This is a genomic window from Bernardetia sp. ABR2-2B, assembly GCF_037126435.1.
GTDB lineage: Bacteria > Bacteroidota > Bacteroidia > Cytophagales > Bernardetiaceae > Bernardetia.
This window is the reverse complement of record NZ_CP147020.1, coordinates 5,147,208-5,172,459: the sequence shown is the minus strand read 5'-3', so window position 1 is coordinate 5,172,459 and position 25,252 is coordinate 5,147,208. Positions and strand designations below refer to the sequence as shown.

The 25,252-nt window shown below is 32.1% G+C and carries 17 protein-coding genes; 10 read left to right on the top strand and 7 right to left on the bottom strand.

Features of this window, described 5'->3' with window-relative positions:
• Positions 1–42: 42 nt before the first annotated feature.
• A complete protein-coding gene (locus WAF17_RS21795) occupies positions 43–969 on the bottom strand; it encodes a hypothetical protein (protein ID WP_338764426.1) in 927 nt (308 codons plus the stop codon).
• A gap of 139 nt (positions 970–1,108) precedes the next feature.
• Positions 1,109–1,366, bottom strand: a complete 258-nt coding sequence (locus WAF17_RS21790) for a GlsB/YeaQ/YmgE family stress response membrane protein (RefSeq protein ID WP_338764425.1) — start codon at positions 1,364–1,366, stop codon at positions 1,109–1,111.
• 215 nt (positions 1,367–1,581) lie between these two features.
• Between WAF17_RS21790 and WAF17_RS21785 the strand changes: the two genes are divergently transcribed.
• The 6 genes from WAF17_RS21785 (at position 1,582) to WAF17_RS21760 (ending at position 14,837) form a co-directional block, all read left to right on the top strand.
• Positions 1,582–3,972 (top strand): hypothetical protein, encoded by a 2,391-nt coding sequence (locus tag WAF17_RS21785; RefSeq protein ID WP_338764424.1) that lies wholly within the window; start codon positions 1,582–1,584, stop codon positions 3,970–3,972.
• Between the two features lie 227 nt (positions 3,973–4,199).
• Entirely contained in the window at positions 4,200–7,550 is a 3,351-nt protein-coding gene (locus tag WAF17_RS21780; protein ID WP_338764423.1) for a PAS domain S-box protein, read from the top strand.
• A 243-nt stretch (positions 7,551–7,793) separates the two neighbouring features.
• Positions 7,794–9,080, top strand: coding sequence for an imidazolonepropionase (gene hutI, locus WAF17_RS21775; RefSeq protein WP_338764422.1), 1,287 nt, complete (start codon positions 7,794–7,796; stop codon positions 9,078–9,080).
• 162 nt (positions 9,081–9,242) lie between these two features.
• Complete coding sequence (locus WAF17_RS21770; RefSeq protein WP_338764421.1) at positions 9,243–9,836, top strand: YigZ family protein; 594 nt, start codon at positions 9,243–9,245, stop codon at positions 9,834–9,836.
• A 105-nt stretch (positions 9,837–9,941) separates the two neighbouring features.
• A complete protein-coding gene (locus WAF17_RS21765; RefSeq protein ID WP_338764420.1) occupies positions 9,942–13,919 on the top strand; it encodes a two-component regulator propeller domain-containing protein in 3,978 nt (1,325 codons plus the stop codon).
• Between the two features lie 84 nt (positions 13,920–14,003).
• Positions 14,004–14,837 (top strand): hypothetical protein, encoded by an 834-nt coding sequence (locus tag WAF17_RS21760; RefSeq protein WP_338764419.1) that lies wholly within the window; start codon positions 14,004–14,006, stop codon positions 14,835–14,837.
• Between the two features lie 5 nt (positions 14,838–14,842).
• Here WAF17_RS21760 and WAF17_RS21755 read toward each other — a convergent pair whose 3' ends face one another.
• On the bottom strand, positions 14,843–15,355 hold the full coding sequence (locus WAF17_RS21755; RefSeq protein ID WP_338764418.1) for a hypothetical protein: 513 nt from the start codon (positions 15,353–15,355) through the stop codon (positions 14,843–14,845).
• A 163-nt stretch (positions 15,356–15,518) separates the two neighbouring features.
• Positions 15,519–16,328: a hypothetical protein gene (locus WAF17_RS21750; RefSeq protein ID WP_338764417.1), complete on the bottom strand. Its 810-nt coding sequence runs from the start codon at positions 16,326–16,328 to the stop codon at positions 15,519–15,521.
• A 287-nt stretch (positions 16,329–16,615) separates the two neighbouring features.
• Between WAF17_RS21750 and WAF17_RS21745 the strand changes: the two genes are divergently transcribed.
• On the top strand, positions 16,616–18,073 hold the full coding sequence (locus WAF17_RS21745) for an FAD-linked oxidase C-terminal domain-containing protein (RefSeq protein WP_338764416.1): 1,458 nt from the start codon (positions 16,616–16,618) through the stop codon (positions 18,071–18,073).
• Between the two features lie 196 nt (positions 18,074–18,269).
• Here WAF17_RS21745 and WAF17_RS21740 read toward each other — a convergent pair whose 3' ends face one another.
• The 3 genes from WAF17_RS21740 to WAF17_RS21730 all read right to left on the bottom strand — a co-directional run bounded on the left by WAF17_RS21740 (position 18,270) and on the right by WAF17_RS21730 (position 22,101).
• Positions 18,270–19,304 carry a lytic transglycosylase domain-containing protein gene (locus WAF17_RS21740; RefSeq protein ID WP_338764415.1) on the bottom strand — a complete coding sequence of 345 codons (1,035 nt, stop codon included), beginning with the start codon at positions 19,302–19,304 and terminating at the stop codon, positions 18,270–18,272.
• Positions 19,305–19,594: 290 nt separating this feature from the next.
• Positions 19,595–20,488 (bottom strand): hypothetical protein, encoded by an 894-nt coding sequence (locus WAF17_RS21735; protein WP_338764414.1) that lies wholly within the window; start codon positions 20,486–20,488, stop codon positions 19,595–19,597.
• 185 nt (positions 20,489–20,673) lie between these two features.
• A complete protein-coding gene (locus WAF17_RS21730) occupies positions 20,674–22,101 on the bottom strand; it encodes an RtcB family protein (protein WP_338764413.1) in 1,428 nt (475 codons plus the stop codon).
• 143 nt (positions 22,102–22,244) lie between these two features.
• Here WAF17_RS21730 and WAF17_RS21725 point away from each other — a divergent pair, with 143 nt between their 5' ends.
• From WAF17_RS21725 to WAF17_RS21715, 3 genes are all read left to right on the top strand, one after another.
• A complete protein-coding gene (locus tag WAF17_RS21725) occupies positions 22,245–22,781 on the top strand; it encodes an RNA methyltransferase (protein WP_338764411.1) in 537 nt (178 codons plus the stop codon).
• An 84-nt stretch (positions 22,782–22,865) separates the two neighbouring features.
• Positions 22,866–24,944 (top strand): response regulator, encoded by a 2,079-nt coding sequence (locus WAF17_RS21720; RefSeq protein WP_338764409.1) that lies wholly within the window; start codon positions 22,866–22,868, stop codon positions 24,942–24,944.
• A 42-nt stretch (positions 24,945–24,986) separates the two neighbouring features.
• Positions 24,987–25,211: a hypothetical protein gene (locus WAF17_RS21715; protein WP_338764407.1), complete on the top strand. Its 225-nt coding sequence runs from the start codon at positions 24,987–24,989 to the stop codon at positions 25,209–25,211.
• The last annotated feature ends 41 nt before the right edge of the window (positions 25,212–25,252 follow it).

The following is a 25,252-nucleotide window of genomic DNA, read 5'->3' as shown; positions in this document are numbered from 1 at the left end:
TAAATAATTATAAAGGTTTTTGAGAAAATTTATACTTTAATTTTAATAGCACTCTACATTTACATCCTCTCTTCTTGTATAACTTTGAAAAAGAATAGTTCCATTAGTAAATCTTGTTGTTTGAATAACAAAACCAATAATATAATCATATTCATTATATGATATGGTATAGTTTGATTCTGAATAGTTACCAACTTCAAATTGATTTAAAGAGTAGATAGTATTATTGTTTGAATCATATCTCCGCACTGTTTTTTCTGAAAGAATATTTCCCTCTTCATCATAGGCTTGTTTAGTGATTGTGTTATTTTGGTCACTAATCAAATAATACTTTACCAATTCTTCATTAGCATCATATAGACTTTCTTTGACCAAAACATTTGACTGATACTCATACCTTCTCGAATTTATCAATTCATTATTAGCACCATAAGAAGTTCTCTTTATAATATTCTGACCATCATACTCATTAATAAGTAAACCTGTAGGTTCGTTATCGCCATTATAGTATTCTATTTTTGTCAGAAGTTCTCCTGTATAAATATGGATACTATTTACCAATACATTTCTATCTATATCGTAATCTACTATTTTCAAAAGTTTATCTTCTTCGTAAAAATATTCATGTAATAAAGCAAATTGTCCACTACGAGTTCTGTAATTTCTTACTACAAGAGACCTTCCATCATAGGTGTAAGATTCAACTGTTCTTACAGAATTATCATCAGCATTAAATGTTGAATCATAAAGCATTTTTTTGTCCTGCGTATAAGCTCTATTAGAATATCTTGTCAGTTCATCATTTTCATCATAGTAATTGATACGAGTAGTAAAGCAAGAAAATTCTGTTTCGTCGTCTATTTCGTCTATTCCATCTTCAACTTCCTCTTGTATGTCTTGACAAGCTGATATAAATAAAGAAATAAATACTATAAAAATTAGATGAATGAAATAATTGCGCTTTTGCATAAAATAATCTTTTGAAGTGGGTTGAAAAAAAGTAATTCGCAAAGGTAAGGTTTTATAGCAAAAAAATATTTGTTTTAAAAAAAACCTTCATAAATAATTATAAAGGCTTTTGAAAAAATTTTATAAGAAAAGACACAAACTATCTTTTCCTATTCCCTCCAGTAAAAATTCCTATTACAAAAAGTAAGACTACAGCTCCTACTGTTGAAGTAATGAGGCTTCCTACAAATCCTGCTTCTACCATAATATTGAGTTTTGTAAAAATCCAACCTCCAATAGAAGCACCAATAATTCCGACAATTAAATTAACAATCAAGCCCAAACCTTTTCCACGCATAAGCTTACCAGCAATAAAACCTGCCAAGATTCCGATAATAATTGACCAAAAAAATCCCATAATTTATATAAGTTGAATTAAAAAATAAATAAATCGTTAGTTGAAATAACCAAATATAAAACCTTGAACGTAAAAAACTCCATTGAGGTTAGTTTGAAAAGAATTTAATAAAAATGGTTCAAAATGACTGTTGTTGCGTTTTTTTATTAAAAAATAGCTTAATTTATTCTATCTTAGATTTTGTAATAGTTTTTAGATTCAATTTTAGACGTAAAATGAGCGAACAAGCAGGACAACCACGCAAAGATTTAAGCTCTGCCCCCCATTCTATTTCAGGCGAAAGACAAGCAGAACAAAGAAAAAAAGTGCGTTTTCAAGACGACCATTTTAGTAAATTTCATGGATATAATGAACAATTCATTTCTGACTATAAAGAAGAGCAATCTACTAAAGTTTCTTTAGGAATTTGGATTCGTGTGGCTCTTTTCGTAATTATTTTACTGGTCTTATTCTTTAATATTTTTGGAAATACTGTTTTTGCTCAAATCAATATAAATACGGTTACCAACGACACAACGATAAACACAACACCTCCAATAAATAAGCCTATAGATTTTGACATCCCAAAAAGGTACAGTTCTGAAAAGGCTGATTTTGATGTCTTGGTACAAGAGCTTTTTCCAGTTCCAGAAGATGATGTTGATTATAGTGATTTATATGAGTCTCTATTTCAATATTTCATTCAGCCTTTAGATTTGAACAGAGCTGACAGAAATGATTTGATAAGTACATTTTTACTTTCCGAACGCCAAATTGAAGACTTCTTGGAGCATAGAGAGAAATATGGAAAACTACTTAGTATTTATGAGGTTCAATCAATTCCTTCATGGGACGCTATTACTATTGAAAGAGTTTTGCCATTTATTACCATCACAGAAAGCACTCTTCAACAAGACACAAGAAATCTTTTTCAACGAATTTTGGCAGAAAAAAACAAAACACTTTTGGTTCGTTATAGCCGAGTTTTGGAAGAGCAGAGAGGTTATACTAGCGATACGACAGGTGCAACTCGCTATGTAGGGTCACCTGACAGAGTTTATACACGTATGAGAATTTCACACCTCAACGATTTTAGTATTGGTTTTACGCTTGAAAAAGATGCAGGAGAACAGTTTATTTGGGATAGAGAAACAAAAAGATATGGTTTTGATTTTCTTTCAGCTCATGTGGTCTTACAAAATCAAGGAAAATTCAAAACACTTGCCTTAGGAGATTATCAACTTTCATTTGGGCAGGGGTTGATAATGGGAGCAGGTTTTGCAGCAGGAAAAGGCTCTGAAACCATCAATACGGTTCGTCGAAGTACACAAGGAATCCGACCATACACTTCTGTTTTGGAAACTGGCTTTCAACGTGGTGCAGCAGCAACTTACACAACAGGACAATTTGATATTACAGGATATTATTCAAGAGTAGGAGAAGATGGAGGTGCAAGTCGTCTTGCTTTGGATACATTAAATGATGGACAAGAAGGAGATTTGATTAGCTCCCTTATCGCAACAGGCTTTCACAGAACACCAAGCGAAATAGAGAAAAAAGATAATTTTATACGCACTGATGCAGGTGGAAATATTACCTATAAAGACAAGCAAAATAACTTAGAGTTAGGAGCAACATTCTCTTATACTTCTTATAACAAAACGTTACAAAGAAATGACAGGTTATATAACCGTTTTGAATTTAATGGAAAAAATAATTACAATTTTGGTATGAATTATTCATACGCTTGGCGAAATATGAGTTTTTTTGGAGAGGTTGCACGTTCGAAAAGTGGTGGAATGGGACTTATTTCTGGTGTAATTCTTTCTCTCGCTCGTCCATTAGAAATGTCCTTATTGGCACGTAGTTATGGCAGAGATTTTCACACCTTTTATGGAGCAGCTTTTGGAGAAGGTTCTCGTCCGATAAATGAACAAGGTTTTTATTGGGGAATAAAATACTCTCCTTCCAAAAAATGGCAACTTGCTGCTTATTACGACCGTTTTCGTTTTCCGTGGATGCGTTTTTTGGTGGATGCGCCTTCAGGTGGACACGAATATTTGGCTCGTCTGACCTATCGTCCTTCTCGTGCTATTCAACTTTACGGACAGTTTAGACAAGAAGTAAGAGAGAGAAATGTTAGAAGTGAAGACAATAACACAAACTCCAACTTCAATAAAGTTACCCCTTATACACGAAGAAATTATCAACTCAATTGTAATTACAGAGCAGAAGAAATTGTTTCACTTCGTGCTAGAGTTCAGTTTAGTTCCTACGAACACGAAGCAGCACCTACGCAGGGTTATGTAATTGTACAAGATGTTAATTTAGATTTTGGTAAAGTTCGTTTTTCTACTCGTTTTGCGCTTTTTGATACTGATGATTATGAAAACCGTCAGTATGTTTATGAAAAAGATGTTTTGTATTATTTTTTTATTCCAGCTTATTACGGGCGTGGTTTTCGCAATTTTTATATGGTTCAGTTTAAGGTAGGAAAGAAAATTGATATTTGGGCGAAATGGGCATATACAAAATACAGAAATCAAGAAAGTATTGGCTCTGGATTAGAACGAATTAATGGAGACTTGAGAAATGATGTTCGTATTCAGATGAGATTGAAGTTTTAAATTAGTGAAAATTATATTTCGAATTGAAACTTACCTTATTTACTCTCTTAATCTTTTGCTTAAAAAATAAATGAAGTTTAAGTTTTTTCGGTAAAAAAAGCATTATACATTTGTAAAAATAAAAATACTAAAAAAAATTACGTATTTTGTCTAACTATATTTTATATTGAGAAAGTATAGAAAAATAATGAGATAATAGATTTATTAGAACAGGCATTATTTAAAACATGGAAAGTCCAAAATTCAATCCACTTTCAACAAATTCAGATACCTTAACTACTAACCAATTTGCTTGGTTGGCTCATCTGCCTGTGTTAGTTTGGCAAACGAATGCCGAGCTTGTAGTAGAAAATATTATTGGTGCTTTATTAAATAAGTTTGAAATAGATATTTCAAGAATTATCAAAAAAACAGTTTGGGAACTAGAAGAAGAAGATAATCAATGGATTTTTTCTGCTCAAGCTCATGCTGATGTTTTTCTAGGAAGTGATTTTTATTCTATTGTTAATCATGATGACCATTTTTATCGACTTCAAATTACAGCCTTAAAAGAAGGCAATAAATTAATAGGAACAGCAGGAATGCTTACTCAAATTAATTTGGGGCAACCTAATGAAAAAGCTATTGATTCTACCTCTGACTCTACCAATGATGCATTAATTTATAAATGTGCTGAACTTTTGCCTTCACCTACTCTTATTTTTTCGGCAGTAGATAATAAAATACAAGTAGCTAACGAAACCTTTTTAAAATCCTTTAAGTACGATAAAGAGAATATTCTGAATCACTCTATTAATCTTTTAATAAGCACTACTGATTTGTCTCAAATTCGTAGTCGTACACGTAGAAGAGGAACTGTAAGAACCTTTGAGATGAAGATGAGAAGGAAAGAAGAAGGCAAATTCTTTTGGGTCAAAATGGCTGTTCAGATGATGCAAATTGATAATAAAAAACATTTTTTACTTCAGTTTACAGACATTACAAAAAGCCGTCAGAATGAAGATAAATGGCGTTCACTTATCAAATTTGCACCTGACTATGTTTTACATGTTGATTTAGATGGAAATATACAGTATATCAATCGTACTCCAAGTGAAACTTCTATTTCGGAAATGATGGGTAGGAATGTCTATGATCTAATTATGTCTGATGAAAAAGGAAAATTACAAAAAATATTTGAGGAGGTTTTTGAAAGCAAAAATATAGGGCGTTTTGAAAGTCTTTTTTATAATTATGCTACTAAATCTCGTACTACGTGGCTCAGTATCAGAATTGCTCCTATGGTCACTGATGATGAAGTTACAGGTTTTGCTCTCATTGCTTCAGATATAACAAAAGCAAAACAAAATCAAGAACAGCTTAGGCAAAGCGAATCTAAAAATAAAGCTTTATTAGATACCATTCCAGACCAAATGTTTTTACTTGCCGAAGATGGAACTATCTTAGACTATAAAGCTGATCAACAAGATTTTTATAACCTTAAAAATCCTATCAATAAGAAAATAGGAGATGTTTTTTTATTAATGGTTTCTGGCAAAGTCGAAAAAACTATTCAAAAAACATTATCAACAAAAAAACCACAGTCAATACAATATAACCATTTAACAAGTGGTAATGAGTTACTTCATTTAGAAGCTCGGATGAACCTTAGTACACAAGGCGAAATACTTATGATTGTGAGAAATATCACGGAGCAAAAACGAAATGAAGAAGCAATCGTAAAAAATAAACAAGAGTACAAACAACTGCTTAATAATATTGATGAGATTGTGTATGCTGTTGGAATAAACCCAAATACAGGAACATACCAACTTACTTTTGTGAGTGAACACTTGCAGTCTGTTCTTAATTATCCTCTTGATTTTTTTGATAGAGGTTTTATTCCTTGGATGCGTGTCATTCATCCTGAAGATAGAAGGCATGTAATAGAAACAATGCAACAAGCAGTTTTGAGACAAACCAAGGTTTCACGTACTTTCAAAATTTTGCACCATACAGAAAAAAAATACTTATGGCTTGAAGAACGTATCAATCCACAGGTAGATAACCTTGGTAATCTAACTGGCTTTTTGGGAGTGGCTAGAGATATTACACAAGAGAAAATTGCAAAAGAAGAAAATCAGAGGCTCATCTCTCTCATTGGAAGTAGCCACGAACTTATTGGTTTGACTAATAAAAATGGCACCATAAAATTCATAAATGAGGCAGGTAAAGAACTCTTAGGTATAGAGGACAAAACTACCATAAAAAATCAAAAAATAGAAAAAATAATAGGTACAAATATTTTAGAATATTTTACTCGTTCTTCACAAGAAAAAATAAAAATGGAAGTTTTTCAATTCCCTAGAAATGAATCTTGGGAAACAGAACTTCGAATAATTAATAGAAGGAAATACATGCCGCTGGATGTCGCTGTTTCTTTTTTTCCTATAAAACTAAATGAAACCCATGAAGCGACCTCTATTGCTGTTGTGATGCGTGATATTAGTGAACGCAAACGCTCAGAGAGAAAGATAAAACAGAGCGAACAAAAATATAGAACACTCATTGATACGATGCGTGAAGGAATTATTGTTTTGAATAGTAAAGATGAAATTGTATATGTAAATGAGCGAGTTTTGGAGCTTTTAGGACACGTTCAAGGTGAGTTAATTGGAAAAACAATTGATAAACTCCTTTTTGCAAAAGAAATTGATACTGAATCACATGCTGCAATCCAAAATCGAATAAAAATAAAACCAGAGCAATATGAACTTCAGTTGCGCAGAAAATCAGGAGATAGTCTTTGGGCGTGGATAAGCAGTAACCCTATAAAAGCTGACCAAGTAGAATCTTTAGGTACTATTTTGGCAGTTGCAGACGTAAACTCACTCAAAATAGCTCAAAATGAAATCGTTTCTGTCAATAAAGAAATGGAGCAGTTACTTTATCGTGCTTCTCATGACCTAAAAGGTCCTATTAGCTCAGTGGAAGGAGTTCTAAATCTATTCAGGATAGAAAAAAGTGAAGACACAACTGTTCAACAATATACAAATATGATAGAAACTTCTGTCAAAAAACTTAGCGAACTAATTAAGGATTTGACTAAAGTATCTTCTATTAAGCAGGGAAAATTAAATATGAAAGTAATTGATTTCAAGCAACTTATTGATAATATTATCCCTACTTTTTCTTTTTATGAAAACTACCAAAACATAGAGTTTAAAATAAATATAAACTGCAAGAAGGAGTTCTCTACAGATGAGAGTTTGCTTTATACTATCATTCAGAATTTTATAGAAAATGGCATTAAATATTCAAAACGCTCTTTTGATAACTCATTTGTGCAGGTTACAGTAAAAGATACAGCAACAGGAATTGAAATGGAATTTTTAGATAATGGTATTGGTATTCCGAAGCAATATCAAGCTACTATTTTTGATATGTTTATTCGTGCCAGTGAACAAGCTAAGGGAAGTGGTTTAGGGTTATATATTGTTCATAATGCTATCAAAAAACTAAAAGGAACAATTCATTTAGAAAGTGAAGAATATGCAGGTTCTATTTTTACAGTCAATTTACCTTGTATTGAATCGTAACCCAAAAAATCTAACTAATAGAGTTTGATAAACCTTTTCTGTACTATTTCGTACAAAATTGGTCTTGAAAGAATATTTAAACCTAAATTTAATTATTGTTCTTTTGATGTATTCTAGGTTATATTCACACCTAAAGTATTACCTTAGAGTATAATCTTAAACTAGATAGAATAGCTTTTTCCCTTTTGATTTGTATTTTTGTACTAATCATTTATTATAGATATACAAAGACTATTCAATCCGATGAAAACTAAATCAACCTTATTCCTAAATATCAAATCATTAGTTCAAGTAGAAAAGCAACGCCAAAAAACACCTTCGTTTCGTGCAGGAAAACAAATGCAAGAACTGCCAAGCATCGAAAATGCTTTTCTTTTTGTAGAAAATGGGAAAATTAAGGAGTTTGGCAAAATGCAGGAAATGAACGATGAGCAGAAAGCATTTTGGCTAGATAATACAGAGATAGAAAAAATAGATGCCTCAGGAAAATTTGTCTTACCTTCTTTCGTAGATTCTCATACGCATATCGTTTATGCAGGAAGCCGTGAAAAAGAATTTGAAGACCGAATAAATGGCTTGACTTACGAAGAAATAGCCAAAAGGGGAGGAGGAATACTCAATTCTGCCAAAAAACTACAACAAACATCAGAAGAAGAGTTATATGAAGCTGCTCATCAAAGACTTTTAGAAATGATAGGGTTTGGAACAGGAGCAGCCGAAATAAAAAGTGGTTACGGACTTACTTTAAACGATGAGTTGAAAATGTTGCGAGTAATCCAAAAGTTAAAAGAAATTTCCCCAATAGAAATAAAAGCTACTTTTTTGGGCGCACATGCTTTCCCAAAGGAAATTTCAAGAGAAAGTTATATGGATTTGCTTGTCAATGAGATGATTCCACAAGTAGCCGATGAAAACTTAGCCGATTATTGTGATGTTTTTTGCGATAGAGGATTTTTTACGGTAGAAGAAACTGATAGAATATTAAATGTAGCTACAAAATATGGGTTAAAAGCAAAACTACATGCCAACGAATTAGATACTTCTGGAGGTGTTCAAATAGGAGTAAAACATAGCGCAAGAAGTGTCGACCACCTAGAACATATGGGAGAAGACGAGATAAATTCTCTTCTTAATTCTGCTAAAAATAATAATCAAACTATGCCAACACTTTTACCAAGTACAGCTTTTTTCTTGCGTTTGGAATATGCTCCTGCTAGAAAACTGATTGAGAGTGGTCTGCCTGTTTCATTGGCAACAGACTACAACCCAGGAAGTTCTCCGTCTGGAAATATGCCTTTTGTGCTTTCACTTTCCTGTATTCATATGCAAATGACACCAGAGGAAGTCATTAATGCAGCTACATTAAATGCAGCTTATGCTATTGAGCTAGAAAAAACACATGGAGTTATTCGTAAAAATACAGATGCAAATTTGATTCTTACAAAAAAAATACCTTCACTTGCTTTTCTTCCCTATTCATTTGGTAGTAATTTGATTGAACAGGTTTTTGTTGGTGGAAATAGAGTTTAGGAAATGGGAGTTGGTGGAATGAAAATGCAATTTCATTCTCCATACTTTCGTATTTAAAAAGTATTCGCATTCACCCTGCCTTTCATCATAAAGATCATATAAATCACTCGCCAATCCTACCTAATAGTATTTGTATTTACTTCTAAAACTTAACTTTATTCAATGATTGACACATTTTTAACAATAAAAGAACCTTCAGAAGGAGAATACAAAGAAAAAGGAAGCAAGTTTATAGCCTTTGCATTTCAGGTCAAGACAGAAGAGGAAGTAAAAGAACGACTAGAAGAAATAAGAAAAAAATACTACGATGCTCGTCATCATTGTTATGCCTACCAATTAGGACAAGACGGAGAGCTTTGGAGAGCCAACGACGACGGAGAACCCAACCATTCAGCAGGAACACCTATTTTAAATCAGATAAAATCCTTTAATGTTACAGATACTTTAGTTATCGTAATTAGGTATTTCGGAGGAACAAAACTAGGTGTAAGTGGTCTCATAAATGCGTATAAAACTTCTACTTGGGAAGCCTTAGAGAATGCAGAAATTGAAGAGAAAATCATCACAGAAACGGTCTCTTTTTCCTTTGAGTATTTGGGAATGAATGATGTGATGAAACTAATAAAGGATTATGACTTAGAGATAGCAGAACAAGAGTTTACCAACACTTGCCAAATAAAATTATCTGTTCGTTTGAAAGTTTTGGAAGAGGTAGAGGCAAAATTAAGGGATATAAAAGAAGTGAAAATGAATTAAATCAAAATTATATTCTATTTTTTTAAGATTTACTAAAAATTAATTTGTTCGCATACAAACAAACGATTATATTTATAGGTCTTGATATTTATGAAATAGAATTATATGATGCGATGTTTTTTTTCAATTACTCTTTTTTTTCTTGTTCACTTTGCTTTTTCTCAACAGCTACCAAATAGCAAAACATTAGAAGTAGAGGCTTTTAATATTCAAAATGGTTTGTCCCAAAGCACAGTTAATGATGTTTTGGAAGACAGAGACGGTTTTGTATGGATTGCTACTGATGATGGACTGAATCGTTATGATGGACAGAAATTTACGATTTATAAGCATATTCGTAGCGATTCGACTACCATTCCTGACAATGAAATTAGAAGACTATATGAAGATACAACAGGAAAAATTTGGATAGGAACAGTTAATGGGCTGTGTGTATATGACAAAAACACCAATCAGTTCAAGACCTATCGTAGTGATGATAAAAACCAAAATACCCTTGTTCATAATTACATCACGGCTATCAGAGAAGATAAAAATCAAGAATGTATTTGGGTGGGAACTACAAAAGGATTAAGTAAGCTAGATATAAAAAACGAAACCTTCACAAACTACTTTGCTCAAGAAAAAGATAGTTTGCTTTTAGCAGATAATGAAATCACGAGTTTACTTATCGATAATCAGAATCAGCTTTGGATAGGAACAGTAAAAGGTATAAATGTTTGGAACACTAATAGAAAACCCAAGGAATTATACTACTCTACTATGACAGTAGAAAATACTTCAAAGGTTTTTGGACGTAGAATTACTGATATTTATCAAGATAAAAAAAATAGAGTTTGGATAGGCACATATAGTTGTATAAATCTTTACCAGCCCTCTGAAAATAATTTTCAACATTTTTTGTTACCTAATGATGAAGCTTATTCAGTTTATAAAATAAACGAAACTCAAGAGGGAGAAATATGGGCTACTTCCGATGATTTACTTTACAGTATTTTTCCTCAATCTGATGCTGTCATTTCTTATTATACTTCAGTTTCTGAAATAGGATTGGTACAGGCTCTATACCCTTCTAAAAATGGAACAATTTGGATAGGAACTAGAGATGCAGGGCTTCTAAAACACAATCCATTAGCAAGTCGTTTTCAATTATATAAAGCTGAAAAAAATAATAAAAACTCTTTAGCAGATAAAAATATATGGACTGTCTTGAAAGATAATAAAGGTATTGTTTGGGTGGGAACAGATAAAGCCGTTTCTAGGATAGATAGGAGTAGAGATACAACTTCGACTAACCAAATTTCTTACTATAATATCTTAAAAGGGAATAAAGAAACAGACTACCCAGAACAGGGAGCTTATTCGATTGCTCAAACCAAAAGTGGAGAGCTTTGGTTTGTTGTGGCTTCTATCATTACAAAAATGAGTAGCTTTTCAGAAGAAAAAGGGGCTGAATTTATCTCTCTTCTACCCAATGAAAATGATTCTTCCTCTATACAAACTACATTGTTATATATTCTACAAGATTCCAAAAACACCATTTGGTTAGCCAGTTTCGAAGGAATTTATCAGCTTATACCTACTCCTATCACAAACGAAAATAAATTAGGTTATACTGCAAAAGTATATTTAGAAGATACTGAAATTTGGCATATTTATGAAGATGCTGAAAATACACTTTGGCTCAGTACCAATAAAGGAGTTGTTAAAGTAGTAAAAAACATAGAAAATCAACCTACAGATTTTGTTTTTTATACTTCTGATATAAAAGATACTACCTCTATCAGTAGCAATACAGTTCATTCTATGACAGAAGACTCAAAAGGAAATTTATGGATAGGCACAACCAATGGTCTTAATAAAATGAATAAAGAAACCGAAACTTTTGAGCATTGGGGGGAGAGAAATGAACTAGCCAATTATGCAATTTATGGAATTTTGGCAGATGAAGAGGACAACCTTTGGTTTAGTACAAATAGAGGTCTTTTCAAATTTCTAAATGACAAAAACAGCCAAGATATTCCTGACGACAGACGAATAATTGTCTATGATACTAGAGATGGGTTACAAAGTTTGGAGTTTAATACAGGAGCATTTTATAAAGCAGCAGATGGAGAAATGTTTTTTGGAGGTATAGAAGGACTAAACTCTTTTTACCCTAAGAATATTAAAGCCAATACAGAAAGCCGTAAAGTAATCTTGACAAAACTTAAAGTTTTTGGAGAAGCAATAAAAGTAAATCAAGAAAAAGAAGAAAGGGTACTATTGCCAAAAGCACTCAACAACCTTGAAAAGCTCAAACTTACTTACGAAGATAAAATAATTACTCTAGAGTTTGTCTCTCCCAACTTCAATAAACCTGAATATGATACTTATCTCTACAAACTAGAAGGTTTTGATAAGGAATGGAACAAAACCAAATCTATCAGACAAGCTACTTATACCAATTTGCCAGCAGGAAATTATACATTCAGAGTAAAAGTAATCAATAGTGATAATATTGAGGGGGAAGAAAAAACATTGAAAATAAGTGTGTCGCCTCCTTTTTGGAGAAGTTGGTGGTTTATTTCACTTTGTGGGCTGATTGTACTAGGAGCTTCAGTAGGTTTTTATAGACACAGAATCAAGACAATAGAGCTACGGAGTAAACAATTGGAAAATTTAGTAAACCAAAGAACTTCACAGCTAAAGGAAAAAAATGAAGAAGTAAACCAACAAAATGAAGAAATTTTACAACAAAACGAACGCTTAGAAGAACAACAGAAGTTAGTACAAACAGCTTACAAAAATGTAAACCTTTTGAGTGATGTAGGAAAGCAAATTACCTCTCATTTGTCTGTAGAAATGATTATTGAAATGGTTTATGAATCTATAAACGAACTCTTAGATGCCTCTGTTTTTAGTATTGGTATTCACAATAAAGAAGAAAATAGACTTGATTTTATTAATGCAAAAGAAAAAGGAGAAACATTACCTTTTCATCATACATCTTTAAGTGAGGATAATTTACCTTCTTATTGTTTCAATGAAAATGCTGAGTTTAAGGTTGATGATTTGGAGTTAGAATACAATAATTACATTCCAAATCACGAAATAGAAATCATAGAAGGCGAAATACCAGAATCGCTTATTTATGTACCCATTATTTATAAAGAAGATACAATAGGTGTTCTGACAGTTCAAAGTTTTGAGAAACGTAGTTATAATAAAAATCATCTACATATTATCCGAAATGTCGCTGTTTATGCAGCAATTGCGCTCGTAAATGCAAAATCATATCAACAGATTGCAGAGCAGAGTAAGGCAATCAATGCTCAGAACAAAAATATTACATCAAGTATAAATTATGCAAGTCGTATTCAACGTGCGATGTTACCACCCATAAACGAAATCAAAAACTCTTTTGATGAAGCCTTTGTTCTTTGGCTTCCTCGTGATGTTGTGAGTGGAGATTTTTATTGGTTCACACACATGAAAGGTAAGACATTTATTGCTGCTGTGGATTGTACAGGACATGGCGTTCCAGGGGCGTGTATGTCTATGATTGGAAGTGATATGCTTAACCATGTCGTTCTTGGAAAGAAAGTAACTGACCCTGCGCTTATTTTATCTTATCTTCATGGGCAAGTTTCATTGACTTTACGCCAATCAGAAACGCAAAATCAAGACGGAATGGATATGGCACTCTGTGTCTATGACCACGATACCAAAACAATGGCATTTGCAGGAGCAAAAAACCCAATGTATTATGTTCAAGATGAGAAACTAAAGCAAATATCAGGTGCAAAATCTCCTATTGGAGGAAGGTGGAATAGAAATGAAAATGATAGGGTTTACGAAACACATACACTACAAATAGACCAACCTACTACTTTTTTCTTATGTACAGATGGCTACCAAGACCAATTTGGAGGAAAAAAAGGCAGAAAACTTATGAAGAAAAAAATGAAAAAACTCTTCGTAGAAATAGCTGATTTGGAAGACACAAAACAAAAAGAAAAACTAGAAAACTATTTTCTTGACTGGAAAAAAGAAGAAGACCAAGTGGATGATGTACTTGTTTTGGGCTTTAAAATAGGATAATTTTTCAAAGTAGAGAAAAGACACATCTTTTCTGACTATATAGTTATTTGTAGAAACTCACAAGTACCCAACAACAGAATAAAAATGAATATCAATATACATAAATTAGATACTCAACATCATTCTCATGTTATAGGAAGAAAAGATGGAGTAACTGGAGATAATATAAAAGCAAATGATGAAATTGTTTTTTGTGCTGCTTGTCAGTCAGTTTTTTTGAAAGAAAGTTGGGAGTACATGAATCTGAAACATTGTAACCAGTCTGAAACACTTGATTTTATTCCTAGACAAGCTAGTTCATTTTTTGCTAAAAAAAGAGAGAAATTTAATTTCGAATTTTCTGATTATTCTTCTAGCGAAACCTTACAAGTTATACTTACAACTATTTCAGCCTCAGTTCTTCTTGTGCTTTTTCCTAAATTATTCAAAGAAACAGCTTTCTATATTACTACTTTTTCTGCTCTAACTTTATCAATTTTATTCGGTTTTCTAGCCAAAACAACTACTTTTAGAGAAACATTTGGTGTCAATATCAAAAAAGTAAAAATTACTGAAAAAGGAATTGAGCTAAAAGGAGAGTATTTTTATTCTTTTCAAGAAATTGATGCGATAGAATATGTAAAAACCTTTGAAACTAATCATCTCAAAAATAAAAGCTTAATAAATAATTCAAAAACTCCTTCTGATAACAGTTTGTATATTATCAGAAAAAATAAACTAGCCATTCGACACAAACTTCCCAACAAATCAATTATAGAAACTGAAAACTTTTTATTTGCTTTAGCTCACTCTGCTCCGTTCGTCCAATTAAATTTTTATACGAAAAATACGAAAGAAAAAAACATTCTCAAAAATCTAAAAAATGAATACGGAGGGAAAATAAATATTCTAAAAGTTCCAAATAAATATCTCTTTTAATAGAATTAAACTATATTTTCTTTTCTCAAACTATCTAGCCACTCTTCTGCTAATTCAATGTTATTAAATTTTGAGCAAGGCATTTGACTATTCTCACTCAATAACTCAGCTTGAAATTTTAAAAATGCACTTTTTGGAAGAACTTCAGCTACCTGCATAAGTCCTGCATCTATTACCACTTGTTGAGCTTCATTATGAACAGTCATTACAGAAGGTGGATATGTTTCTGCATTTGTAGCATCTGTAAGTAATGTAAAATTAGGAATTGCCAAAAGCATTGCTTTCCTCCAATCATTTACGTAATTAGAAATTACATCAGGATTTTTCCAAAAACCTCTAATTGTAAGATAAAAACGATTTTTTGAATACGAATAAGAAATAGTATAATAGTCTGTATTAGCTACTTGCTCAATGTCATTTAAGACAGTACCATTATTCTGTTGTTCTGATAATTGCATAATATATAAATCAAGTTGAAAAAATGTAGAAATCAAGTTTTGAGAAAACAATGATTCCATAGAAATAAGAAGTAAGCTAAAAATTTCTTTCCGTAAAAATTATACTTTTATATAAAAAAGTTATAAGAAAGAGTACTCACCTTTTAAGGTAACAAAAAAAATAAGAATAAGTTTAATAAAATGTATATCGATTTATATGAATGTGTTTATTTGAAGATTAATTTTAATTCATATTATATTTTTTCTTGAGTTCAGAAAGTTGCTTTTCTTTTGCCTTGCGAAGCTTTCCATCTAACTCCTCAATCCATTTTATCTGATTATATTTCCCATCTGGATGTACTGCATCATAGTTTTGAAATTCAATACCTTGTTCAGAGAAAATATCCTTGTACATATCTTCCAAAATGACAAAATTTTCTGCAATATTTTGTTTCAAATCTGCCATTCCTTCCCATTCAGGCATAATAATAGCCTCCAAACCCTGCACATCTTTAAATGTAATTGTTGCTGCCTGTCCACTTGCTTTAGCTGTCTGAATCTGCGCTTCAAATTCTCTAAATGCAGCCTCATCAATAAAAAAACCTTCATCAATTTCATCAGTAATTACAAAACCAATAACGGCATCATTACTAGCTAATTTACGAAGCATCAGTTCCTGTTTCCAACTATTTACTTTACTAGCTTCTTTTTTGTTCATTGCACTCCAAGATTTGCCATAGTAATTTTCCCAAAGCGTAGAGTCTGTTGGATTTTCAGTTAATTTCTGCCAAATAGCTGAATTTCCCATTGGATCTTCTACAAAATCGTCTTGGGCAAAAGCCGTTGAAACTCCTAAAATGAAGAAAACAGCTACTAAAGATAATAGTAAAAATATTTTCTTACTATTTCTTACGCCTTGCTCCTTTAGATTTAAGGAAAGCAATATTGAAAGGTAATTCATCAGAACAGCTTGTAGAGTTGGTCTAGGAAGAGCAATCACTTTTGATGGAGTTGCTTGTGAGGTATTTATAGATTTGTAAGTAGATTGATTCATAGAAAGTTAGCTTTTTTAATGTGGTTTTTTTAGTAAGAACGATGAAATTAAAAATTGGTTCTTTACTTTCGAAAAACAAACATGCAAATGTGCATATTTTGATTCAAATTTTCAAATAAAAATGCAACAACAATACCAATACAGTAAAAAAAAGTGGCTTTTATTACACAATTTGTTCTGCATACCGATTAAATAACCATAAATTAGATTAAAGAATAGACAAAAAACAAAAAAATCGTATTTTTGCTATAATTAAATCTCAAAAAAAACATTTAATTTCACTATATATGTCTTCAGATACTTTGGTAAATCAAAAAACGAATACAAGTAATTTTGGCAAACTCACACCTCAAATACTAAATCAATTCGAGAAGATTGTAGGTAAACAATATATTTTTACGGATGATAAAAACAGAGACACATATTCTCGTGACCATACTGAAGATTATTCTTTTCTGCCCGATGTTGTCTTGAAGCCTAGAACAGCACAAGAAATTAGTCAGATTATGAAAATTTGTAATCAACACGTTTTGCCTGTTACACCTCGTGGTGGTGGGACAAGTTTGAGTGGTGGAGCTTTACCAACCAATAACGGTGTAGTGATTTCGATGGAACGTTTCAATGAAATTATCGAAATTGATACTTTAAACCTTCAAGCAACTGTCGAAACAGGTGTAATAACTGAAGTTTTCCAAGATGCTGTCAAAGAAAAAAATCTTTTTTATCCACCCGACCCAGCCAGTAAAGGAAGCTGTTTTATTGGTGGCAATGTTTCGCATAACTCAGGAGGTCCTAAGGCTGTAAAGTATGGAGTTACTCGTGATTATGTTCTGAATTTGGAAGTTGTTCTGCCAACAGGAGAAATTATTTGGACAGGAGCAAACGTACTCAAAAATTCTACGGGTTATAACCTTACTCAACTAATTACAGGCAGCGAAGGGACATTAGGAATTGTAACCAAAATCGTTTTCAAACTCCGTCCTTATCCTCACAAAAATATTGCTCTGCTTGTTCCTTTTGAAAGCAATGAAGAAGCATGTAGAGCTATTTCAGCCATTTATATTGCAGGAATTACACCTTCTGGGATGGAATTTATGGAAAGGGAAGCCATCGAAAGAACGATGTTTTATTTGGAGGATAAGATGAATCAAAAATCAACTATTGATTTACCAGATAATATTCAAGCACATTTAATCATTGAATTAGATGGAAATAATGAAGAATCAATGATGACTGATGCAGAAAAAATTGTCGAAACCTTAGAAAATGGTTATAAAATAGGAGAAATTTTGTTTGCTGATTCGGAGGCTTTAAAGGAAGAGCTTTGGAGATTACGCAAGAATATTTCGCCTGCCGTAAATGCTTATTCACTCACAAAGGCAGAAGATGTAGTTGTTCCTCGTGGTAATTTACCTCAATTGATTACTTCTATAAAAAGAATAGGAGACCAATACGGTTTTCGTTCGGTGTGTTTTGGACACGTAGGCGATGGAAACTTGCATGTAAATGTTTTGAAAGAGCAAATTTCTGATGCTGATTGGAATACAAAAGTAGTAGAAGGAATTGGAGAAATTTTTAAAGAAGTAGTACGATTAGGTGGAATGCTTTCAGGCGAACACGGAATTGGAATTGCCAAACGCCCTTATATGTCTATTGCATTGGGCGAAGTAAATCTAAGGTTGATGAGAGAAATCAAACAAGTATTTGACCCAAATGGAATACTAAATGCAGGTAAGATATTTTAAGTTTTTATAAAAAATAATTGTGTTGTAGAAAGTATAAAACGTTATCACGGTTGTTTTTGTATGTCAGTCTTCCAAACTGACCAAGACAAATAAAGACTGTTTTTTTGTGTTCAGGCAGGATGTCTGAATTACCTCTAACAAACCATGATAGCCTTGTATTAAATATATTTTCTGCAACACTCTCAACTAGTTTAATTTACTTTACATCTTGAATATCAATCACAGTATCTTCTTCACGAAGAATAGAATCTAGCATTTTTTGCATGTTTAAAGATTCTTGTGCCAAAACATTTGAGTGAGGCATAGGTGGATTTTGAGGAACAAGTAAGGTATATACCTTTTTATTTTTTATATCTTTTTTATCAAAAGTAAGCTGATTCATTAAAAGCCAAGGATTATGATATTTGAGTGTCTTATAACTCATTCCATATTGAACAGCAAGTGCAGAAATATCACTTACAGTAGTATCAATCGGTATTTTTCGATATTTTACAGGTGGATAACGTAACTCTTTAGGAATAACAAAACCGTATTTTTCAGGATTCTGCATAATTTCTTTAAAGGCTAAAGCACGATAAATATAACGAGCTGTTTCAGCATTTAGTGCTACATCATAATAAGAAATAGCATTTTGATTACGCAATGCTGCATTCATTCCTCCCATTCCACGATTATAAGAAGCTGCAACAAGCGTCCAGTTTTCAAATTTTTTGTATGAACGTTTTAGGTATTTACAAGCTGCACGTGTTGCTTTTTCGATATGAAAACGTTCATCTACTTCTTTAGAAATTTCTAAATCAAATTCTTTTGCCGTTTCTTCCATAAATTGCCAGTAGCCATCTGCACCAGCAAAAGAACGAACATTTTCAAGCCCACTTTCAATGACAGCAATATATTTCATGTCGTCAGGAATACCCTCTTCTCTCAAAATTCTCTCAATAATTGGAAAGAATTTCTCAGAACGCTTGATAATCAAACTCGTAGAAGAATGACGAAAGACATTGATATACAACTCTTTATCAAAATTTTCTTTTACTTCTTCATCATACAAAGGAACTGTTTCACCACAAAACTCAAAGCTCGTAGGCACACGAACAAGTACGTTATGATAACCTTCGGGCAAAGTTTTGATTTCACTTTTTAATATATCTGTAGCTTTTTCTATTAGAATATAACCCAATAAGAAAGCAATAGCAAGTAGAAGTAAACCAGTTTTTAGACGGTTGCTCATAGAAGAAGAAATAGAAATACAGAGAAAATAAGTTGATAGTGTAGAAAATAAACTCGTTTTTGCGTTTTATTCAAAATCACTTTTCCAAAAGTAGCAAACTAAATGCAATACTAAAAGAGATAAGAGCAAAGTTTTTACAATAAAATTAGCAAACAGCTAAAAAAAGGGTTTAAAAGTATATAGCAAAAAAATAACCTTTGAATTATTATCATATAATTCAAAGGTTATTACAAGTGAGTAGCATTTATTAGGTTTGTATGCTAAAAATTGTTCACTAAACAAGTCAGAAGTTACTTGTTTTTTATTTCAGATTCTATATTAACCCATTTTACTTTCCAATTTTGTTTTTGATGCTCTCCTGTTGTATAAAAAAGAAATTTGTTATCAGGTGTTACATATGGATTTCCTTGCCCAAAATTATTTATTTTATCGCTTAGTTTTCTTGTATTTTTCCACCCTCCATTTCCATCATTAAAACTTATTACCAAATCAAGTTGCTTTCCAATAACAGCAAAAATAATATAATCTTCATTAGGAGAAATATAAGGTGTACATTTTCCCCTTGGTGAATCTACTGTAATCAATATTTTTTCTGCATCTTGAAACTTGCCATTCACATTTTTTGATTTGTAAATATCCATTTCACTATAATCTAAATTACTAGAATGAAAATAGAGTGTTCCAGAATTAGTAATGGTGGGATGAGAAATTAATTTATTTCTCAAATTTGGAATATCTACAAGAATAGGTTTGCTCCATTTTCCATCAGTTTTATTTGATTTCCAAATATGCCAAGTTGAACTTATTCCATCACCATAAACTGGTCTTGTTGAACTAAAATAAATTGTCTTTCCATTTGGTGAAAAACTCATTCCGTGTTCATTGTATTTACTATTGAAAAACGCTTCTTTAGATTCAGACCAAATACCATTACTTTTTTCAATTACATAGACGTCAAATTGTTCAAAATTTGTATCAGAAATAGTATAATAATATTCTTCTAAATCAGGGCTAAATACTCCCTTATGAATAAGCATATTTTGGGGAATTATATCTTGCCTAAACTCAAAAGGTATATTATTCGGAGCTTTTTCGTTTAATAATTGCATTTTGGTATTTTCTATTTTGGCTTTACAGCTTATAAAAACAATGATGAAAAGTGAGATAATTTTAAATTTATTCATTTTTTTATAGTAAGAGAATTTTGAAGTTGTTTAAGAATGGATTTTATAGGTATGTTTGTTGGTGTTACTTCGCTAAAACACAAACAAAGGCAGCATTATTTTCCTTAGAACTGGGTTTGCAACCCAGTTCTAAGGAAAAATGAGTATTCTTAAACAGCTTCTTTGACTTCAAGAATAATCAAAAACTATCGATTTCTATATTTCTCCCTAGAAATTTTATTTTTAGCTTTTCGCTCTTTTGCTTCACGCTTTTTCCTAGCTTTCACTTTCCAAGGTGCATCAATTTGCCAATCGCCAGCCATAATACAACCATAAGGCAAAATTTTGTCTTCTACCTCCCCAAGCCCAAACTCTTTCATTTGGTCTTGTACATTTTGAGCATTTTTATAAGCCGATGGCAATTCAGAAATATCAATATGACCAGAGAAAAAACGAACATCTAAACCTTCTGTTTCTTCTGCAAAGACTTGTGCTGTTGTTTTATCAGCTTTGCTTTTTTTGTGCTGTGTACGACTGACATTTCTACCTGCGCCATGTGGTGCAAAACCTAGATTAGAATCCGTAGTTTCGCCTTTCACAATCAAAATAGGCTCACTCATATTCAGAGGAATCAAACGCAAACCGTCTTTAGAATCTGGAACAAATTTATCATCTAAAGGTGTCGCTCCTTTGGCATGATAAAACAAATCATCTTCTTTAAAAACAAAATTATGCTCGTTCCAAAACTGGTCTAATGTCTCTACTTTTAGTCTCCTTTGTGTAGTGTCATGGATAATTTTATGATTCAATTTTGTCCATTCTCTAATGATTTGTAGTGCTTCCCAATACTGTTTTCCTTCTTCAGTATCGTAAGGAATCCACGCATTTTTAGCGAGAGTTTTAGGTGAAATTTCTTTTCTAAAAACTTCTGCTAATTTCATTCCCCTGCTGTATAGGTTTGCGCCAAAACCACGACTTCCATGGTGTGTTACGAGCATTGTTTCGCCTGTTTTTTCCGAACGACCTACATACAAAAAGTGGTTTCCATCACCTTGAGTTCCTAAATGAGTACGAGCAAAATTCAAACTTCTTTCAGAATTTAAGAAATGATTTGATTTAATTTTATCTTCTAAATCTCTAGGTAAATCAAACAAATCTTTTCTTCCTCCACCTCCAAAATGAGTAATAGAATGTGCTTTATCCAATACTTTTTTAGGGGCAATCTGTCCTAAATTAGTCATCATAACCGAACAACAAATATCTGCGCTGTGCATAGCTGGATGAATAGCATTTTTGGCAACAGCAATTCCACCCACAGGAATCTGCCCTTTTCCACCTGTCGGACAAGCATCTGGCATAACTGCACCTTCGACCAAAGTAGGTGTTTTCATGAGTTCCTCCATCGTCTGATGGATTTGCTCTACATTCGTAATTTCATTTTCTGATTCTGCACGAATATTTTTATGATAATCAAGAGCAACAGAAAAAGGTTCGATAATAGTTGGTCGTATAGCCTCCAAATAGTTCAGTAATTTATCGCCTTCCAAACTGTGTTTGTTAGCATATTCAATTGCTTCCTTGAACCATTTATTTGGCTTAAATCCTAAATCAATAAGTGTTTTTCCAGTAATCATTGTCTTTTTTGTTTTGTCTTGATTATTTTATTCTTTAAAGCTACCAACAAATAGAAAGATTAAATTAGTTCATTTTAAAGGAAAAATGTTTTTCGTAAATTTGTAATTAATAAAAAGGATTTAAATTATATCAAAAATCATTTATGAAACAACTTTCTTTAGAGAATCTTAATAGAATTGGAATAGAAGAATTTAAAGAACAAAAAAAGCAGCCTATCGTTATTATTTTAGATAATGTTAGAAGCGCACACAATGTAGGTGCAGCTTTCCGAACTTCGGATGCTTTTTCTATTGAAAAAATTGCTCTTTGTGGAATTACTGCCAAACCACCTCACCGAGAGATACAAAAAACAGCGTTAGGAGCAACAGAATCAGTAGAATGGGAATATTTTGAGACAACAAATGAGGCCATTGATGCTTTTAAAAAACAAGATTATTCTATTTTTGCGATAGAACAAACAACTGAAAGCCAAAAGTTGAATACATTTTTGCCTAAAAAAGAAGAAAAATATGCTTTTGTTTTTGGTAATGAAGCCTTTGGAGTAGATGCAGAAGTATTACAAAATTGTGATGCTGCTTTAGAGATTCCACAGTTTGGAACGAAACACTCATTGAATGTTTCAGTAAGTTTGGGTATAATTCTTTGGCATTGTACCGAAAAAATGAATATATTTAGTTAATTTTTAATAAATTAGAAAATAGTTTTATAAATTATTACCTTAAAGGAATATCATAAAAAAAATAGTAAAAGAAATTATTATAAAATGCCTGATTCCATAAATAATATAACAAATTCAGTAGCCTCTATTTCTGATACAGCAATACAAACTAAAACAAAAAAAACATCTTCTATTTTGTATGTAGATGATGAGGAGAGTAATTTGCGCATTTTTAAAAGCTCATTTAGAAGACATTATACTATTTTTACAGCTATTTCTGGAAAGGAAGGTTTAGAAGTTTTAGAAAGCAATGATATTCAACTTGTTATTTCTGACCAAAAAATGCCAGAAATGACAGGAGTAGAATTTTTGGAGCGAGTAGCAGAAAACTTTCCAAATACAGTTCGTATTATCTTGACAGCATATAGCGATACAGAAGATATTATGAGAGCTATAAACAAATGTGGAATTTTCAGATATTTAGTAAAGCCGTGGAATAAAGATGAAATGCTTTTGACTATTGACAAAGCATTGGAAACGTATTCTTTGCGTACAGAAAATAGGCAATTAGTAAATGCTCTTAAAAGTGTAAATGAAGATTTGGAAAGTAAAGTAAAAGAACGTACTTCTGAATTGATGGCAACTAATGAAGATTTAAAAAGAGCAAAAGAACAGGCAGAAGCAGCTACAAAAACAAAGGAACAGTTTTTATCGACAATGAGCCATGAAATAAGGACTCCTTTGAATGCTATTATCGGAATGACACATTTACTCAAAAATGATAATTTGGAAGGAGAAATGGCTGAAAATATAGAAATTCTAGAGTTTTCTGCCCAAAATCTACTCTCACTTATTAATAGTGTTTTGGATATTTCGAAAATGGAAGCTGGAAAAATGGCTTTCGAACAAGCTGAATTTGACCTACCTACTCTGATTCAGAATACAGTAGAAATCTTTAAAGCTCGTGCAGATGAAAAAAACATTCTTCTTCGCAGCAATATTGATAAAGCAATTCCTAAATCATTACTTGGAGATTCGACACGTCTTTCCCAAATTTTGAATAACCTTATCGGAAATGCTATAAAATTTACAGAAGAGGGAACAGTTACAATTACGGTTCGTCTTCTACACCACAAGACAGAGAAAGTAGAATTACTATTTGCTGTTTCAGATACAGGAATTGGAATTTCACCTGAAAAAATTAATTCTATTTTTGATGATTTTTCACAAGCAGAAGAAGATACTTCTCGTAAGTATGGAGGAACAGGTCTAGGACTTGCCATTACGAAACAACTAGTTGAGCTTCAAGGAGGAAGAATTAATGTAATGAGTACGATGATGGTAGGTTCTACTTTCAGTTTTCAGCTTGGTTTCAAGATTGGAAAGGTACAGGCTATTTCAACTAACCTTCCTGATGCAACAAATATCAAGAACTTAAAAGGAGTAAATGTTTTGATTGTAGAAGATAATAAAGTCAATCAAATATTGGTAAAGAAATTTTTGAATAATTGGGGGGCTAAATATCAAATAGCTGAAAATGGACAAATTGCAGTAGATTTATTCAAGGAAAACAATTTTGATGTTGTTTTGATGGACTTACAAATGCCAGTTATGGATGGATATGAGTCTGCTCGTCAAATTAGATTTTTGGAAAAGGAGTCAAACAAATTTACACCTATTATTGCCCTTACAGCTTCAACTTTGCTCAATGAAAGAGAACGCATTGTACAAGTAGGAATGAATGATTTTTTGAGTAAGCCATTTAATCCCAATGAGTTGTATCAAAAGATTGCACAACACAGTTATACACAACTTCAAAAACAAGTTCCACAAGAAAATGATAAAAAAGGTAGTCTGAATTATTCTTATTTTAAAAACCTAGCTGGAGCAGACAAGGAATTTTATACCGAACTCTTAGAGCTTAGTGAAACTGATTTGGTAGAATTTAATCGTATCTTAGAATCAACTCATTTGTCTGATTACGAAACTCAACTTGCCTTAGTTCATCATAAAATACGTGCAACACTTCGCCTTTTGGAAGTAAAAGAGTTAGAAGTTCAGATAAATCAACTTAGAAGAATGCTTTCACAAGGAAGTCAGATAAATGAAGTAACAGATAGAATACAAGCTATTCACAAAAGCATTGAAGAAGCAATTTTACAGATAAAAATGGAGAGGAAATAATCAGTTACCAGTAAATAGTGAAATACATTTAACTTCGAACTAATGCAGAACGAATTAATGGTTATTCATAGCCTTAATATAACAGGAAGAGGGATTTATCTTGAATTGCAGCATCAAGAAAATGGTTTAACTAAAGATACAGTATTGTTATCAGAACAAACGAATAAAAAGTGGAAAGTAAGAGGTCGAATTATTCATTTTGGTTCTGAAAAAAAGTTTGAGATAGAGAGAGTAAAAACATTTTTTGGTACAGCGCTATTCCAATAAATCATGATGAAAAACCAATAGAAGGAGAGGAGTTATTAATT